This window comes from Paenibacillus cineris (genome assembly GCF_018333335.1).
GTDB lineage: Bacteria > Bacillota > Bacilli > Paenibacillales > Paenibacillaceae > Paenibacillus_AQ > Paenibacillus_AQ favisporus.
Window position 1 is genome coordinate 419,802 of record NZ_BORU01000004.1, and the last position, 16,411, is coordinate 436,212.

Genomic DNA, 16,411 nt, shown 5'->3' on the forward strand with positions numbered 1-16,411 from the left:
ATGGAACAAGGGACCGGTAAGCGACCGACTATAACGATAGCGAGATAGAATAAAGGCACCCGCTAGGACATTGGGGTGCCTTTATTACATATAAAAAGTATAAGCTTCGGAGACTCCAACGCAATCCTTGCTCACGAAGAGAAGCCGCCATGCCACAGCCTAATGCCGCTACTTCTGCCCGTCCTTCTCCGCCAGCTGCTGCTGGGCCAGCCGGATCATCTCGCGGACCATCGAGCCGCCGATTTTGCCCCCGACATGGCCGACCGATTCCGTCGTGAGCTCGCCGTTGCCGTCCGGACTGAGCGGCACGCCGAGGTCTTTGGCCACTTCGTACTTCACGTCATCCGGCCGGTTCGGGTCCACGTCATACCCTTCGCGCCGCATGACTTCTGCTTTAAACGTCTGCATGTCCCTGGCAACCCCTGGAACCGCGTATTTTCGGTTTCTTCTGGACATCCTAGCTTCATCTCCCCACTTGTTTTCCCTTAACATGCCCGGAGACAGCCAGGTCCATCCTCCCTAAGCGCTGCCTGATCCTGCCTTCCTGTATGATGGCTTTAGTATGGGATCAAACCAGAAGGCATCTTTTTCGCTTAAACATTTGCATAGCCTGCCAAGTTAAACCGCTGTCCTGCCCTTTTCACACATGTGGCAAAAGCAAGGAACGCTTGGCTTTGGAACTGCTCCTTCCGGGACACCAACCGCGTGGTCACAAATTGGTATTGTTCGGGGACCGGATACATGCGAACACCATCTTCATCCGCAGTCGCAGTCACAGCCATCCGGGTCAGAAACGCACTGCCGATTCCCGCACGTACGCAATTTAGCATGGTCTCCAAAGTGCTGACCTCGATCATATTCATACCTTGTTCCTCTTGGCTATGGAGCCAATCTTCGTTCGCAGCACGCAGTGGGCAGCCCTTCGGAAACACGACCCATGCAGGATTCCCCGTCTTAGCAAATGTTTCTGTTCCTTGACCTGCAGGCGTTAGGAGCACCACTTCTTCCTGTATTTCAAAGGCGATCTGCAGTGAGGACAGTTCAAACTCCCCGGTCAAGAAGGCGCCGTCCAAGCGCCGATCCAGAACTTTCTCGTAATTTTCCTTCGAAGTTGCAGTCACCAAAGACAAGCTCACCTCAGGGTATTGGGTCTGAAATTCGGACAGCGCCTGTATAAATGGGGCCGTTGAAGCTATCGTCTCCACCACGCCGATCGACAGTGGACCGCAAGGATAGTCAGGCTCCTTGACAGCCTTGGCTGCCTCCTCGGCCAGCATGAGAATGTCCGTCGCATATTGATACAAAACAAGTCCTTTCTCGGCGAGGACTACTCCCTTCGGTGTCCTAAGAAACAGCTGCGCCCCCAACTCCGATTCCAGCTTTCGCACCCTTGTAGTGAGGTTGGACTGTACATAGCCCAGCTTCTCAGCTGCGCGGGTAATGCTGCCTTCCTTCACAATAGCCATAAACACTTTCAAGTCGGTTAGCTCCATCCCCCAAAACCTCCGGTTCAATCCCATCAATTTTTTTAATGAGCTCATCTATAGCAATCATTTTACGGTATTGAACAGGCAGGATACAATCATCTCAGGTCAACAGCCAGGTGTAAAAGAAGGTCCGCTATCAAAAAAATAAAGGGAGGTTTTTAAATATGAAGCAATATCCGAACCTTTTTAACGGTTATATGCTAGGTACCCTACCGCTTCCGAATCGGGCGGTTCTGGCGCCGATGACACGCACCAGTGCAGAGCCGAACGGAGTGGCTAACGATCGTATGGCACGTTATTATTCCCGTTTTGCAAAAGGGGGATTCGGCTTGATCATCACGGAGGGCTTGTACCCGGATGAGGAATTCAGCCGGAGTTATCATCATCAGCCCGGTATCGCCAGCATAGCACAAGCTGATTCGTGGATACCGATCATTCAGGCCGTGCACCGGGAAGGAGGGAAAATCATTGCCCAGTTGATGCATGCAGGCGCGTTAGTCCAGCATGATGCTTTCACTCCGATCGCACCGTCTGCGGTGCAGCCTGTTGGAACGATGCTGGAGGATCATGGGGGCAGCGGCGAGTTCGCTGTGCCAAAGGCTATGACGCTGGCAGAGATTCGAAGAACGATCGAAGGCTTCAAGCAGGCCGCTCTCCGCGCGAAGTACGCCGGATTTGACGGTGTGGAGATTCATGCCGCCAACGGCTATCTGCTCGATCAGTTTATTACGGATTATACAAACCGGCGCACGGATGATTATGGCGGCGCGACAAGCCGGCGTATCCGCTTCGCCGTAGAAGTCCTTAGAGCCATCCGTTCCGCCGTTGGCCCGGATTATTTGGTCGGCGTTCGCATTTCGCAAGGGAAGGTGAACGATTTTGACCACAAATGGGCTCATGGAGAAGAAGATGCAAAAATCATCTTCGGGGAATTGGCCGCAGCTTCCGCCAGTTACCTTCATACGACCGAGTATAAGGCATGGATGCCCGCCTTCTCGGATGAGGGGCCGACCCTTGCGGAGCTCGCCAAACGATACAGCGGCCTTCCCGTGATCGCCAATGGAAAACTGGGTGATCCTGAAAGGGCCGAACAAATGCTGATTGCAGGAGCAGCCGATCTGATCGCCGTCGGAACCAGCGCACTGGCCAATCCGGATTGGGTGAACAAGATACGGGAGGGGGGCACGCTGCGAGCTTTTGATCACCGTTTTCTCCAGCCGATGGCCACATTAAAGGAAGAGGAAGTACTGGGCTAACACTTGTTCCTACAAAAAAAGGACCAGCTCCGCTGGTCCTTTCTCATGATCTCATATCAGGTTCCGCAGTAGGTCCGATACCGGAACGTCGACTCCGGTACGACGGCATACTCGGCCTGTTCCGGCGTATGCGCGTAAGGATCGGCCAGAACCTGCAGCAGCTGGTGCATCACTTCGTAATCGCCGTCCTGCTCCGCCGCCTCCAGTGCTTCCTCCACCCGGTGGTTCCGCGGAATGACCGCCGGATTGCTGTCCCGCATCAATTGATGCGCAGCCTCCTTGGTTTCGGACTGCCGGCCAAGCCTTTCCTGCCAGCGTGCATGCCAGGCCTCGAATTCTTCGATGCCATGCAGCGGAGTTCCCTCCAACCGGTCAAACGTTAAGGCAAGAAACGTATTGGTATAGTCGGCGCGGTGCGTCTTCATGAGCTCTAGGAGTTCTTCGATGAGCGACTCGTCCTCCGGTTCTTCATGGAAGATCCCAAGCTTCGCCCGCATCCCTGCAAGCCAGTATTCATTAAACAGACCGGCAAAAGTCTCGACCGCGTTCTCCGCCATCTTAACGGCCTGCTCCTCGTCCTCATGCAGCAGCGGCAGCAAGGCTTCCGCCAATCGGGCGAGATTCCAGGAGCCGATGTACGGCTGGTTGCCGTAAGCATACCGGCCCTGTGAGTCGATGGAGCTGAACACAGTGGCCGGATCGTAGGTATCCATAAAGGCGCACGGACCGTAGTCGATCGTTTCCCCGCTGAGGGTCATGTTGTCCGTATTCATAACGCCGTGGACGAATCCAACCAGCTGCCATTTCGCGATCAGAGCGGCTTGGCGCTTGATCACTTCCTGCAGCAATATAAGGTAGCGATTTTCACCGGAAGCAAGGTCAGCATCGGGATAATGCCTCTGCAGGGTGTAATCGGCCAAAGCCCGCAGGTCATCCGTCGTGCCTGCTCCCCGAGCGAACTGAAACGTGCCGACGCGGATATGGCTGGCCGCCACGCGGGTCAAAATCGCGCCCGGCAGCTCTTCCTCCCGGGTAATCGCCTGGCCGGTGGACGTCACCGCCAGGCTGCGGGTCGTCGGAATGCCAAGGCCATGCATGGCCTCGCTGATGATGTATTCCCGCAGCATCGGCCCCAGGGCCGCCCGTCCGTCGCCACCACGGGAATATGGCGTGCGGCCCGCTCCTTTGAGCTGAATATCCACTCGCTTGCCCTCTGGTGTGACCTGCTCGCCCAGCAGGACCGCCCGCCCGTCGCCCAGCATCGTAAGATGGCCGAATTGATGCCCTGCGTATGCCTGAGCGAGTGGCTGCGCCCCTTCCGGAATGCGGTTTCCCGCCAGTTCCGCAGCTCCTTCATCGCTCATGAGCGCCTGAGCGTTTAAACCGAGCGACGCCGCCAGCGGCTCATTGAATGCCACGATCCGCGGCGAACGCACCGGCACCGGATCCTGCCGGGTATAAAACAGATCCGGCAGCCCGGCGTAGCTGTTGTCTAAATGCCATCCCGCCTCCAGTTTTCCTTGTGTATCCGTCATAAAGGTCTCCTTTTTCAATCCTAGTAAAATCATTCTTCGCATGATGACAGCCTGATTGTCTTATGGCCAAGGCCGGTTCCACTGCTTCATATCCTGTGCCGTATCAAATTTATTATGCGGCCCAGAACTTCAGCGGCCAAACGATGCCTGGTTCTTCCATTATAAAAGAACACAGCGGCGGAGGCCATGATGGGGTTCGGCCGGCTCAACACAAACAGCCCCGCCATTCGTGTTGAATGACGGGGCTGGCTGTACAGGGTGGCCGTTGATCAGCGGATACGTTGGTCCTCCCCTTTATCCTTTGATTTTAATGATACCGGACTCTCGCTCACGCTCTTTGTCTTCTTCTTTATCCTCACCGACGAGGTCCCTTGCGGACGACTTAAATTCGGAGAGCGTGCGTCCCACCGCACGGCCCAGCTCCGGCAGCTTGGAGGGCCCGAACAAAATCAGCACGACGACCAGAATCATCATCAACCCGGCAAATCCTACGTTTTGAAACATCGCCAATCAGCTCCTTCTCATTTGTCATGGAGAACATTCCGCCTTAGCGAAACCCGTGCTCCTGCCTCACTTCTTCTTCGAATCCGGCTTCACGGCCACCGCTTCGATCTCGATCAGCCAGTCGGAACTCACCAGGCTCGCCACGCCTACCGTTGAGCGGGCCGGTTTTACCGGATTGGCTTCGGTATTAAAGAACTGCGCATAGGCATCGAACCAACCCGTATAGTCAAACGTTCCGCCCTTCTGGGCGTCAGGAGCGATGTATACCCGCAGGTAAACGACATCTTTCAGGCCAAGGCCCTGTTCCTTCAGCTGCTTTTCGATTTCCTTCAAAATGCCGATGCCCTGCGTTTTCGTATCCCCATAGCGTTCATAGACCGTCTTGCCGTCCTTGTTCAGTACCGGCGGGACGGTGCCGCTCGTGAACAAGTACGATGCGCCTTCGGGAACGACCACGCCGCTGGATATGGACGACGAAGGGCTTCCGTAAAATACCGGCGCCGGCGCCGTCTTGATCGGCTTGGCCGGTTTCGCCGGGGTATGGGCGGCGCTGTCGGCATATGCCGTGACGCTGACGGTGCCAAGCAGAACTGTCATCAGCAGCGCTGTTTTCATTTTTTTCATCATAAAAGACCAGCCCCTTCTAGATTTGGATCTATGATTTCATGACACGCTGATGGATATCGGTGACCACCTCGCGGGCGGACTCGATCGCTCCGGCCTGCCAAGCCGTAATATAGCTGATATGCTCACCGGCCAGATAAATCCGGTTGTCAGGCTTGCACAGTGTCGGATAGTACGTTTTGCGGTCGTTTGCTGAGTATGAAACCCAGCCGCCCTCTTGATACTTGATCGTTTTCCAGTTGATCGAATAGGAGGATTCGAACTCTTTTGGATACTGCGGATGGATTTTGGCCCCTTGTGCCAGCGCCAGCTTCTCCCGCTCCGCGTACGACATCGCTCCGAGCTTGTCGGCAACCCCGCCGTAGGCATAATAGCCGAGGAGGACTCCCTTTTTCCCGAAATAATCGGTCGGCGGGTAATAAATCTGCGTAATGTCCATATTCGTCAAGCTGCTGCCTCCGTACAGGTGCTCATCCTCTTCCCAGAAGCGCCGCTTGAACTGCAGGCCGATCTTTCCGGCAGAGGCGTAATTGATGCTCTGAATCGCCTTGGACATTTCGGGGGAAAAATCAGCGGGGATCTTCTTCAGCACGGATAACGGAATGGTGCAGATGCAGTAATCCCCTTTGACCTCCTGCTCCCGGCCGGATGCCATGTCGGTGTACACGATTCTCACGCCCGACGAGGACTGGCGGATCTCCTTGACCTCGGCCCGGAATTTGATCCGATTGCCAACCCGCTTCTCGAACGCCTTCGCAATGGCGTCCATCCCGCCGATCGGGTGGAACATCATCATCTGCTGGTCGTATTCGTACTCATTGCTGAAATACTTGCCGAAGCCGGAGTTGATGATCGACTTTAGATCGAACGGATCGCGGAGAACCCCGGCATCAAGCCGGCTCCCCGGCTCATCCTTGTATCCGCCGCGCTGCGAGCCTTTGTAGAACAAATCGGGGTTCAGGTCCCCCTCCACCTTTAAGTAATCGACGAGCTTCATCTTCTCTTCAGCCGTGAGCGGAAGATCGAGCGCGTTCTGGTCAACCGCCTTGGCGAGCATTTCCGCGACGTAGCCGCGTACGTCCGCTTTGGCAGCCCGCTTCGGCACCTTTTGACCGGATAAAGCGCCGACGTTTTCGTTGTAGTAATAGCCGCTTTCGTTCACGTTGTTGAACGGTTCGATCGCAACGCCGAATTTCCGGCAGTACTCCAGGGTGACATGGAACTGCGGAATGCGCATTGGGCCGGCATTGAAATACAAGCCCTTATCGAAGCGGGACGTTTGGGTACCCGAACCGATTTCCGCCTCTGACGTGCCGCCGCGAACAGTCCAGCATCGGCCGCCAGCCCGGCTTTTTGCCTCGAGAATCGTGCAGTCGTACCCGGCCAATCCCAGTTCGTACGCTGCGGTCATGCCGGCGATCCCGGCGCCGAGAATGATGATTTTTTTGCCGCCCCGTCCGCTTAAGTGCAGATCATTCGGGCCCGGCGGTTCATATTCGGCGGCCTTCATCGTCTCCGGCGACAGCAGTCCCATCGTTCCCATCAGGCTGAAGACGGCAACGGATCCCCCTACTTTGCCGACGGTCGACAGAAATTGTCTGCGGGTCATTTCTTTCGGTTGCTCCTTGATTGTCACCTCGATCACTCCTTCGCTAGTGGAATGGAACCTCTTGAGGCGATCTTAGCAAAGAATTTTAGTTTTCGGTGATTTTGTGTAAGGATTTCTTACAGGGATTTTTTTATTTTTAAAAACCGATTGCATTTTTAATGGGTTTTCCTTAAAATCATGTCATAATTCCTTCCATAAACATCTGTTTGTGTGTTTCTTCTCTTTGTTTTATCTTCTTCTAGGTTTCAATCCTGGCTGTTTCTGCAATGGTCCGGGGTTAACTATACTTGCACAGGAGGTAAATAGCATGGAGAGCAAGGTGATGAGCATTGGGATCGTCTGCGAGCTGACCGGCTTGTCGGAACGCCAAATCCGGTATTACGAGGAACGAAAGCTGATCTTCCCGGAGCGGACGAAAGGAGGTAACCGCCGATATTCTTTTGAAGACGTAAAGGCCATTCAGGACATCTATCAAAAAATGCAGGAGGGATTTAATACGCTGGAGCTGAAGGAAATGAAAAAATCGAAAACGCCGCGCTGCACGCCGGCCTTCCGGTAACGGACATGACTTGGGAGGAGTGATCTTCGCCTATGGAAGCGAAAAATACGATGACCCTGCTCGGGCATATCGCCGAGCTTAGAAAACGGCTCCTTCGGATCGCCGCCGTATTCATCGTCAGTATGGCAGCCGGCCTGTTTGCAGCCCCTCATATCCTGACGCTGCTGCGGACGCATTCCCCGCTCCACGTCGCATGGAACGTCTTCTCACCATGGGACGGACTGCGGATTTATATGAGCATTGCCGTGGTACTGTCGCTGCTGCCGACCATACCCTTTGGCATGTACCAGATTTGGCGGTTTGTCTGCCAGGGACTCAAGCCTGGCGAGCAAAAGGCGGCAGTCCGCTACATACCGTTCGCTGCATCATGCTTTCTGGTGGGCGTGGCCTTTGCGTATTTCGTCGTCTTTCCGATGAGCCTGCGCTTTACAGCCGGCATCAACCGTCAGATCGGCCTTGTGGAGACCTATGGGGTATCCCAGTACTTCGGGTTTATGTTTAATATCATGATCCCGCTCGCCATTGCCTTCGAACTGCCCGTGATCGTTATGTTTCTGGCCCGGATCGGGATCTTAAACCCGTCGATCCTAAAAGGAATGAGGCGTTACGCGTACGTCGTTCTAGTTGCCGTGGCTGCACTGATCTCGCCGCCTGACCTCGTCTCCCATCTCATGGTGGCTGTTCCGCTCATCGCCTTGTACGAAATCAGCGCTTGGCTGACCGGTTGGGTGCATCGCAAGAAGCAGCGTGCGAAAGAGGCATTGGAGCATGCCGTCACGGATGGCTCCTATTCGGCAACCTAAAAGAACGGAAATGGAATTGCCCCCTATGACATAAAAAAGGAAGCTGGCTCCCCTGCGAGGGAGCAGCTTCCTCTTGATTTTTTGGCGCGATATGGCAGGGATTCCATCCCCGCTCACGCGTTCATGGCCGCTTTATTGTCACGGGCCCTAGGCGTTAACTAGTCCGCGGACAAAGGTTTCGAAATCGGGCGCGAGCCGGGTAATCTTACGCCCGGTTGCCTGTTCTACATGCACAACCTCAGGCTCTCCATCGTTGCCGGAGCCACGGTAATCCAGCATAACCACGCCGGACTCCTGCGGGCAGTCGCAAATGACGACGCCGAACTCCGGATAACCACCGTTCTCGATGATAGACCGGCTGCCGGAGGCCCCGCAAAGCGATTTGGCTTTGTCCCGGCCGATGCCGAACATGCCGTTAATCCGGATCCCGCTTGGCGCTCCATCGACGGCTTCACCCAGCGGGAAGTACCTGCTGCGGGGAATGCCCCCGTTATGTATTTTCATCATCTGCACATAAAACGCCGGCAGCTTGAACACCAGCTCCTCCTGCACGGAATCGATCAGATCTTCCGTCGGCGGAGCCGAAACATACGATTCCGCATCGGGATCGGCGTCGTTCCAGAAGTTGTTGATATCGAAACCCTCATTTGGCGAGCCATACGGCACATCTAAATTGGCTTCGTCCGATGGGATGGCATTCACCGAAGCCACGGCCGCCGCGGCACCATCCGTTTCATCGGTTTCCCCGGATTCATCCGAGCCGCTGTCTTCCGCCGAGTCGTCTGAATCTAAATCTTCATCCGTCTCTTCCTCGAATTCCCCGGCCTTCTTGGCACGGATCCATTCCAGAAACTCCAGGGTATCCTCATCCCCAGGCTCCAGCTCATCAGCACGAGTAAACTCCCGCTCGGCGTCATCATACTGCTCCAGGTAATAATAGGCCAGTCCAATCCGGTAATGCCAAAGCGGATCTTCCGCCCCTTCCTCGGCAACGGTCAGAAACTGCTGCACCGCCTCCTCGTAGCGTTCCAGATTGTTCAGCGCCCGGCCTAAATGGCCGACCAGCTCATAACTCCGCTCCTCCGCAGGAATTTCCGTTACGGCCTCTACGATGCGTTCGTATTCATCCTCTTCATGCCATGTCTCCAGCTGTTCCAACAGATCCTCGCTCATCCTCATTCCCCCTGCGATATACTCTTGCTGTGATTATAGCATTTTCCGGAGGCGGTTCTCCAGGGCGCGGCAGCCTCAAGGAGTTGCATAGCATTTATGAAAAAAAAAGCGCCGTATCGGGCGCCCAATGATTTTACAGCGGCGGCTGCTGTACCCCCAGCTTCACCCATCCTTCCTTCGATGGCCCGTAGACGGCCGGTATGCCCAGTCCCGCTTGACGCATCAGAACCGTCGCTTGACCCCGATGATGCGCAATATGCTTGATCAGCCCCATGAGGATGGAGGCGTTGGATTCCATTCGTCCAAATGCGTTCTGTACCTTGCGAAGTGACTCATCGGTCCACTGCTCTTCCAGTGCCTTGGCGGCTGCCGAGCTGACCGTCCGGAAGGTATCCGCAATCTCTTTAGCGGAAGGGACTTCATCCGGATTTGCGACCTTATCCATCGCGATGCCGAATTCGTTCAAATAGTCGGGGATATTCGAGACAAAATGCCAGGCGATCCTGCCCAAAGTCCGTCCTTCCGGATAGACCTGCTGCCCCAGCGATTCATCCGTCAGCGCATCCAGAACCCCCTGCGTCAATTCGGCTTCCTTGTTCCATTCCTGAATAAAATCCTGCACCGTCACATACATAACGTTCTTCCTCCTTTTGATGATTAAAATTTCTTACGACCAGCCTCTGCTTCCTTTCGGCCTTTCATACGTCCATCTTAGCCCATATTGGTGACAGGGTTTGTCATAGTTGCGAATTTTATTAAAAAAATCACGAACGCAAAAAACCGACGCATGATCGCCATGAGCCGGTTATCGGTTAATCTCTTTACGTTTTTCGCTATATCCGAATCTACACCATATATTCCGCCATAATTTCCTCGATATCATAAGGAGTTACCCCTTGCTCCACAGAGAACAACGCATCGGCCTCCCCCGGAGTTTCGGTCAGCACCCCGCGGGCCTTAGCATGGAGCATGAACAGATCATACAGATCCGGTTTCCGCAAAGTCGTCATCGCTTTGCCCATCAGGACCATTCCTTTTTGGTTCCCCTCGACGTTGTTGTAGTAGTACGGATGCCGAGTTAAAGATAGGTCCGTCCAGATCACCGTGCGTTCCACCAGATCCAAGATTACGGGGATGGCAATCTGCGTATCGGCGGTGACATCGATTTTGTTCGCGACCGTACCAGGCTCGAAAATTTCGCCGGACCCGGGCTTCTTCCGCATCATCCAGCCCGTAAAGCACTCCGGCAAATCGCAATACGGCTGGCTTGTGAACGAATGCAACGTCGTCACAATATACCGTCCGCCGTAATCGACGATGGAAGGAATGTGCAGGTCGATAAACTCGCTCGCGCCTTGAGGGGCCGAAACGATATCTCCGCTGTGCACAGCCCGGTACTTGGACGACCGTAAGTTCGTATACGAAATATGTTCCATATACTGCCAGTCACGATCGTACATTACGGCGGACAGGTCGATGTCCACACGGCCCGTCGGCTTGCCGTCCACCAGGCCCTCTTTCCACCAGCTGAAGAAACGAATCGTATCCCCTTCCGCCATCGGCACCCGGCTGCCGCGCACGATCGTATGCAGTGCTTTGCTGGCAGAGCGCCCGGAGAACGGTACGAGGTAGCTTTGGAGCCGCTTGTCGACATACACCTTCCCGAGCGGCGGCAGGGCAGAGAAGCGCCCGATCAGCGCCTGCTCGCATAGCTGCACGATGTCCCGGCATGCCTCTTCGTCAATCTCCGGCAGGTTGTTCCGAAGGGCAAACGCATTGGCGACATTCCCTTTTGGAAAAAAGACGCGCAATTGCTGCCGTTCCTGGCGGCGGGCAAAATGGTTCTTCACCTGCAGCAGCACCGGCGTCGATACTTCCTTAACCACCTCGCCAAAAGCCAGCACGACATACTCTGTATGCTCGGTGGACCGGAGCAGATGATCGAGCCTTCTCGCCAGTTCGCCCGGGCGCTGCATCAGGAGATCGATCAGCGTCCAAACGTTCCGGAATTGGAAGGCCAGCTCCACGCTTCCGTTAAAGGTCGTGAACGGCTTGTCGTTGCGCAGGACGTCAAAGGCTTCCTCGCACCGCCGGAAGCGATGCTTATATTCGGAAGGATGCAGAATTTCGCCCAGCCGAATCCAGCGCTCCTTGTACCGCAGCATATCTTCCGTGATGGATGGGCACTTCTCGAGCAGTCCCAGCAGCAGCCGTCGCTCACGCCGTTTGAATTTGCGGAAACGCGTCGCCTCGGCCAGACTGACGTCTCCATCTGACCATGCGGCTGCCAGCCGAAGGACATCGGTCGCCGTCCGGAAGTACCGTCCGATCTGCTCCAGATTGGCTTGGTCATGCTTCATTAAGGACGCTGCGACGAATGCCGCATTTTCCTTGAACGGGATGTCGTCCGGTAGAAGCACTTCCAAATCATCCTCGCCGGCAAACGCAATAACGTCATCAATATCCTGTTTGTCACGATCGGAGATTGAGCCTTTGGCTTGAATCAACCGGGAGATCAGGCTCATGAATTCCGCCCGGCTCCCCAAACCAATCACTTTCAGGTTACCTTCATCCTCCAGGGGCAGCCGGTCCGCTTGCCCGTACGCCGGTACATCCAACGTCAGGTAATGATAAATCGCATTCAGATACAGCTCGGCATCGCTATGCTCCATGACCTGCATCGGAAAATCCGGGTACATCGGTTTGAACTTCACATGAGCCCCGACCATAACCTGTAAATCCGCGACCAGCTGTTGGTATAATGCTTCAAACTGTACTTTAGATAAGTCCTTTACCGCGCGCAGCAGCGCATGCGAAAACGTATATCCCAGCGCTTCAATATTTTTCAGGGCGGATGCCAAATAGGCCTTCGGGAGCGGCTCGCCTCCCTGCCCTTGTTCCACGATCAGATGATTGGCTCTTCGTAAGTAGATGGTATTGATATTCATATTAAAGAGTCCAGGAAACCCATGCCCCTAATTTTTAATAAGGGTTTAAGAAGGAAGGAGCATGATAGCCTGGACGCCTCCTCTCTGAATCGGAATCCTTCAGGGAAGCGGCGGCCCTATGTTCGCCAAATGAAGTTAGAAGGAAGGACCGCCATAGCCTGAAGGTCAAGGGCTTCGGATTTTGCTGAACCCGAGCCTTTGATATCCCCATCTTCCCATACTCCGCAGCGCGCCAACAGGGCGAAAGTATTACGATGTATGAAAAATCACACAGATTCGTCCGGATCATCCTCAGGCACCCATTATGGTTTCTACAGCTCACCCTCTAGAAAACGAATAAGATACGTACCGGGCTGCTCGAGGAACTCTCCCAAACGGCACAGGTCCGAATAGTGGTCATGCTCGACGTCATAGCAGCCGATCCATCCTTTTTTCTTCGGATTCCACATGAGCTGAAGATCCGAATAGTTGTCTATGTCTGCCGATAGGCGCAGCAGCTTCTGCCCCCCCACCTTGATCGGGATCGTGTCGGTCAAGGTGAAGAAGTCGATATGCCGGATATCGTACTCATTGGGGGCTAACTCAAGACGCAGACGGTCACCGGTTAACCGATCGACCAGCTCCTCCGGTAATTTATACGCTCTCAGTTCATGCTTCTTATTCGCCACGTCATGAAATTCCGGCGGTTCCAGCGATTTTAAATAATCGGCCAGAACTGCGTTCTTTTGGCTGACCGCGATCGTATACGGCCGTTCACCGTCCTTTTCCGCTAACGTCACATCCGCGCCCCGCTCGACCAAAAATTTGACCATGCCGAAATTTCCAATGCGCGCGGCCACAGTTAACGGCGTCGCTTCGTAAGGATAGACTTGATCCGGCTGGTTGTAGTTAATGTCCACCCCCTGATCGAGCAAGTAATTGAGGGTTTTATAGTCATGATCGGACACCGCCTGGCGAAGTACAGCCCCGCCGTGCAGCTTGATATCGAGGCCCAGCTCCTGAATGAGCGGGATGTTGCTTTTGTTGCCATAATAAGCCTGCGAATACGCGCCGGAGCCCACTCGATTAAGCATGTCCATTCTGGCACCCTGCGCGTGGATATAGCGTACCATCTCCTTCTTCCCATAACGTACAGCCCGTAAAAAAGCCGGACTCTGTGCGTTATTGAGGTTGACGCCGTGTTCTACCAGCAGCTTAACTACATCCAGCCGTTCCGCGATCACGGCAAGGTCAAGCGGACTTAACGCATTATACCGGCTAAGTACGATACCCTCCTCAATATCCCAACCCTCCGCGAGAGCATCCCGCAAAGCCGGAATATTCCCTTGATAGATATGCATTGCGATTTCTGGAAGCTCCTTGAATTTCCCGATATCTTTCAACTGAATCATGTTTTCCTCTCCCCTGCCCAAATGGTTAAACTTAATTCAATCTATGTAGATGATTTATTTGTAAATCGTAGACGGATCCCCCTGCGCTGCATTAAGCTTAATATATAATACTTGGGGCCATTTACCTGAATTATATTAAAAATGGAAGCGAGGTGCATGCCATTGACGACAATTGTTATGATCATCATTATCTTTTCGTTACTTACCGCCTCACTTACGATCACTTTTGCCATCAAGACAGTAACCCGTCAACGTAAAGGGCTATCGCAGCGCAAAACCATCCTCACAAACGGCACATCCGCGCAAGCCGTCATCAATTCCATTCAGCAAACGAATGCGCAGCTCAATAATCAACCGGAGGTGCTGCTTGATTTAACCGTCACCAAGCCGGATGGCGAATCTCATCATACCATCGTCAAAACGTTTATCCCGATCGTGAATATTCCCTCCTTTCAGAAAGGCTGCGTCGTTGAAGTGAAGTATATGACGATCGCAGGCGAGCCAAAGTTTGAAGTCGTCGGTGCTTACGTACCCTGACCGGTGTCCTCTGCAAATGCAAAACGGCCCTCATCCCTTAAAGCTCAGGGTGAAGGCCGTTTTATTTAAGATTATAGAATTTATAAATTTCAGCGAAGCTGAACCATTCTATAATCGCAAGAAAAACTTCAGTTAAACGCGGTCTGTCTTCTTGAAGGTACGTCGATAGACGTTTTTCTTATCATATCGCTATATTTACATCACGTTGGCCGAATGCAATCCACGGTTGAGACCGAGCGTGCGTGCCGTCGACGTATGAATTTCGCGGATCAGCCCCGGATTTTTCATCAAAGGCGCGCCATAAGACGGAATCATTTCCCGAATCTTCGGCTCCCACGCCTTCGCATGCTGAGGGAAGCATTTTTCGATGACCTCGAGCATGACGGAAACGGCGGTGGATGCTCCCGGAGAAGCCCCCAGCAAAGCGGCGATGGATCCGTCCGCGGCGGTCACGACTTCCGTACCGAACTGAAGCGTGCCTTTGCCGCCCGCTTCCGTATCTTTGATGACCTGCACGCGCTGGCCGGCCACCAGCATATCCCAATCCTCGCTCTTGGCGTTCGGGATGAATTCACGCAGCTCTTCCATACGTTTTTCCTTCGACAGCATGACCTGCTGGATCAGGTACTTGGTCAGCGACAGGTTTTTGGCGCCTGCAGCTAACATCGTGAGCACGTTGTTCGGCTTGACCGAACCCAGCAAATCGAACATGGAACCGGTCTTCAGGAACTTTGGCGAAAAGCCTGCAAACGGTCCGAAGAGCAGCGACTTCTGATTGTCGATAAAACGGGTGTCCAAATGCGGCACCGACATCGGCGGCGCACCTACTTTGGCCTTGCCGTACACCTTGGCATGGTGCTGCGCTACCACTTCCGGATTGTTGCACACCATAAAGAGTCCGCTAATCGGGAATCCGCCGATATGCTTCCCTTCCGGAATGCCGGATTTCTGAAGGAGCGGAAGGCTTCCGCCGCCACCGCCGATAAAGACGAACTTCGCCGTATGGCGTTCGACGCTGCCGCTGCTCAAATTGCGTATTTTCAATTCCCACGCGCCATCGCTGTTGCGTTTAATATCGTCCACACTGTGCTTGTAATGAATACCAACGTTTTTGCTCTTCAAATGCTCAAACAGCATACGCGTTAAAGCGCCAAAGTTGACGTCCGTTCCCGAGTCCATTTTGGTGGCCGCGATCGGTTCATCCGAGGTCCGGTCCTTCATAATGAGCGGAATCCATTCCATCAGTTTTTTCGGATCGTCGGAGAATTCCATCCCTTGAAACAGCGGGTTTTTGGACATCGTCTCAAAACGCTTCTTCAAAAATGCCACGTCTTCTTTCCCCTGAACCATGCTCATATGGGGGAGCGGCATAATAAAGTCCTGCGGATTGCGGATCAAATTACTTTTGACCAGATAAGACCAAAACTGCATGGAAACCTGAAATTGCTCGTTGACGCTAATCGCTTTGCTGATATCTATGGATCCATCCGGTTTTACGGATGTGTAGTTCAGCTCGCACAGGGCGGCATGCCCCGTTCCTGCGTTGTTCCATTCGTTCGAGCTTTCCTCTCCCGGGCTTGCCAGCTTCTCAAACACTGTAATTTTCCAGTTCGGTACTAATTCTTTCAACAGTGTCCCCAAAGTCGCACTCATGATTCCGGCACCAATTAAGATAACGTCTGTATCGGTTTGTCTGTTGCTCATAATTACCGTCCTTACACGCTAGTATTTGAAGAAAAGATGTAGGCGCTCTCAAGAGGCAAGCCAGAGTGCGACCCGGTTATCCACCTTTTCTGATGAATGATTACTTAATTTATAGTATAACACTATTCTCTGGAGTGTTAAATGATTGTCGTGCGAACAGCTCGGAAATAAACAAAAAACCAAAGGCCATCGCCGGCAGCATACCGGAATCGCGGCTTTGGTCATGGGATCGTCTCCTAATCTGGTGAATTTGCCCACTCCTCTGCGGTAAGCACCTCGGC

At 53.7% G+C, this 16,411-nt stretch carries 15 protein-coding genes; 4 read left to right on the plus strand and 11 right to left on the minus strand.

What is annotated here, in order from left to right; all coding sequences use genetic code 11:
• Nucleotides 1–168: 168 nt before the first annotated feature.
• Both KI379_RS28655 and KI379_RS28660 read right to left on the minus strand, forming a co-directional pair.
• Complete coding sequence (locus tag KI379_RS28655; RefSeq protein WP_076172276.1) at nt 169–456, minus strand: alpha/beta-type small acid-soluble spore protein; 288 nt, start codon at nt 454–456, stop codon at nt 169–171.
• A 137-nt stretch (nt 457–593) separates the two neighbouring features.
• On the minus strand, nt 594–1,493 hold the full coding sequence (locus KI379_RS28660; RefSeq protein ID WP_212985700.1) for a LysR family transcriptional regulator: 900 nt from the start codon (nt 1,491–1,493) through the stop codon (nt 594–596).
• Between the two features lie 158 nt (nt 1,494–1,651).
• Between KI379_RS28660 and KI379_RS28665 the strand changes: the two genes are divergently transcribed.
• Nucleotides 1,652–2,743 (plus strand): oxidoreductase, encoded by a 1,092-nt coding sequence (locus KI379_RS28665; protein WP_212985701.1) that lies wholly within the window; start codon nt 1,652–1,654, stop codon nt 2,741–2,743.
• Between the two features lie 56 nt (nt 2,744–2,799).
• Here KI379_RS28665 and KI379_RS28670 read toward each other — a convergent pair whose 3' ends face one another.
• From KI379_RS28670 to KI379_RS28685, 4 genes are all read right to left on the minus strand, one after another.
• Nucleotides 2,800–4,278 (minus strand): protein adenylyltransferase SelO, encoded by a 1,479-nt coding sequence (locus tag KI379_RS28670; protein WP_212985702.1) that lies wholly within the window; start codon nt 4,276–4,278, stop codon nt 2,800–2,802.
• A gap of 294 nt (nt 4,279–4,572) precedes the next feature.
• Nucleotides 4,573–4,782 (minus strand): twin-arginine translocase TatA/TatE family subunit, encoded by a 210-nt coding sequence (locus KI379_RS28675; RefSeq protein WP_076172284.1) that lies wholly within the window; start codon nt 4,780–4,782, stop codon nt 4,573–4,575.
• A 66-nt stretch (nt 4,783–4,848) separates the two neighbouring features.
• Complete coding sequence (locus tag KI379_RS28680) at nt 4,849–5,409, minus strand: RidA family protein (protein WP_163882169.1); 561 nt, start codon at nt 5,407–5,409, stop codon at nt 4,849–4,851.
• A 28-nt stretch (nt 5,410–5,437) separates the two neighbouring features.
• Nucleotides 5,438–7,042 (minus strand): flavin monoamine oxidase family protein, encoded by a 1,605-nt coding sequence (locus tag KI379_RS28685; RefSeq protein WP_116233265.1) that lies wholly within the window; start codon nt 7,040–7,042, stop codon nt 5,438–5,440.
• Between the two features lie 280 nt (nt 7,043–7,322).
• Here KI379_RS28685 and KI379_RS28690 point away from each other — a divergent pair, with 280 nt between their 5' ends.
• Complete coding sequence (locus KI379_RS28690; RefSeq protein ID WP_076172288.1) at nt 7,323–7,574, plus strand: MerR family transcriptional regulator; 252 nt, start codon at nt 7,323–7,325, stop codon at nt 7,572–7,574.
• A gap of 32 nt (nt 7,575–7,606) precedes the next feature.
• Nucleotides 7,607–8,377, plus strand: coding sequence for a twin-arginine translocase subunit TatC (gene tatC, locus KI379_RS28695; RefSeq protein WP_076172290.1), 771 nt, complete (start codon nt 7,607–7,609; stop codon nt 8,375–8,377).
• Nucleotides 8,378–8,524: 147 nt separating this feature from the next.
• Here tatC and KI379_RS28700 read toward each other — a convergent pair whose 3' ends face one another.
• The 4 genes from KI379_RS28700 to KI379_RS28715 form a co-directional block, all read right to left on the minus strand.
• Nucleotides 8,525–9,550: an SMI1/KNR4 family protein gene (locus KI379_RS28700; RefSeq protein ID WP_212985703.1), complete on the minus strand. Its 1,026-nt coding sequence runs from the start codon at nt 9,548–9,550 to the stop codon at nt 8,525–8,527.
• A 133-nt stretch (nt 9,551–9,683) separates the two neighbouring features.
• Entirely contained in the window at nt 9,684–10,184 is a 501-nt protein-coding gene (locus KI379_RS28705) for a DinB family protein (protein ID WP_212985704.1), read from the minus strand.
• Between the two features lie 211 nt (nt 10,185–10,395).
• Nucleotides 10,396–12,498: a TerD family protein gene (locus KI379_RS28710; RefSeq protein ID WP_212985705.1), complete on the minus strand. Its 2,103-nt coding sequence runs from the start codon at nt 12,496–12,498 to the stop codon at nt 10,396–10,398.
• A 311-nt stretch (nt 12,499–12,809) separates the two neighbouring features.
• Nucleotides 12,810–13,889: an ankyrin repeat domain-containing protein gene (locus KI379_RS28715; RefSeq protein ID WP_212985706.1), complete on the minus strand. Its 1,080-nt coding sequence runs from the start codon at nt 13,887–13,889 to the stop codon at nt 12,810–12,812.
• A gap of 156 nt (nt 13,890–14,045) precedes the next feature.
• Here KI379_RS28715 and KI379_RS28720 point away from each other — a divergent pair, with 156 nt between their 5' ends.
• Nucleotides 14,046–14,426: a hypothetical protein gene (locus tag KI379_RS28720; RefSeq protein ID WP_244169313.1), complete on the plus strand. Its 381-nt coding sequence runs from the start codon at nt 14,046–14,048 to the stop codon at nt 14,424–14,426.
• Nucleotides 14,427–14,621: 195 nt separating this feature from the next.
• Here KI379_RS28720 and KI379_RS28725 read toward each other — a convergent pair whose 3' ends face one another.
• Entirely contained in the window at nt 14,622–16,130 is a 1,509-nt protein-coding gene (locus KI379_RS28725; protein WP_212985707.1) for a malate:quinone oxidoreductase, read from the minus strand.
• Nucleotides 16,131–16,411: the final 281 nt, after the last annotated feature.

Bases quoted from the DNA above. Each gene is read 5' to 3' on its own strand.
- KI379_RS28655 (WP_076172276.1), bottom strand. From the start codon at position 456: ATGTCCAGAAGAAACCGAAAATACGCGGTTCCAGGGGTTGCCAGGGAC.
- KI379_RS28660 (WP_212985700.1), bottom strand. From the start codon at position 1,493: ATGGAGCTAACCGACTTGAAAGTGTTTATGGCTATTGTGAAGGAAGGC.
- KI379_RS28665 (WP_212985701.1), top strand. From the start codon at position 1,652: ATGAAGCAATATCCGAACCTTTTTAACGGTTATATGCTAGGTACCCTA.
- KI379_RS28670 (WP_212985702.1), bottom strand. From the start codon at position 4,278: ATGACGGATACACAAGGAAAACTGGAGGCGGGATGGCATTTAGACAAC.
- KI379_RS28675 (WP_076172284.1), bottom strand. From the start codon at position 4,782: ATGTTTCAAAACGTAGGATTTGCCGGGTTGATGATGATTCTGGTCGTC.
- KI379_RS28680 (WP_163882169.1), bottom strand. From the start codon at position 5,409: ATGATGAAAAAAATGAAAACAGCGCTGCTGATGACAGTTCTGCTTGGC.
- KI379_RS28690 (WP_076172288.1), top strand. From the start codon at position 7,323: ATGGAGAGCAAGGTGATGAGCATTGGGATCGTCTGCGAGCTGACCGGC.
- tatC (WP_076172290.1), top strand. From the start codon at position 7,607: ATGGAAGCGAAAAATACGATGACCCTGCTCGGGCATATCGCCGAGCTT.
- KI379_RS28700 (WP_212985703.1), bottom strand. From the start codon at position 9,550: ATGAGCGAGGATCTGTTGGAACAGCTGGAGACATGGCATGAAGAGGAT.
- KI379_RS28705 (WP_212985704.1), bottom strand. From the start codon at position 10,184: ATGTATGTGACGGTGCAGGATTTTATTCAGGAATGGAACAAGGAAGCC.
- KI379_RS28710 (WP_212985705.1), bottom strand. From the start codon at position 12,498: ATGAATATCAATACCATCTACTTACGAAGAGCCAATCATCTGATCGTG.
- KI379_RS28715 (WP_212985706.1), bottom strand. From the start codon at position 13,889: ATGATTCAGTTGAAAGATATCGGGAAATTCAAGGAGCTTCCAGAAATC.
- KI379_RS28720 (WP_244169313.1), top strand. From the start codon at position 14,046: ATGCCATTGACGACAATTGTTATGATCATCATTATCTTTTCGTTACTT.
- KI379_RS28725 (WP_212985707.1), bottom strand. From the start codon at position 16,130: ATGAGCAACAGACAAACCGATACAGACGTTATCTTAATTGGTGCCGGA.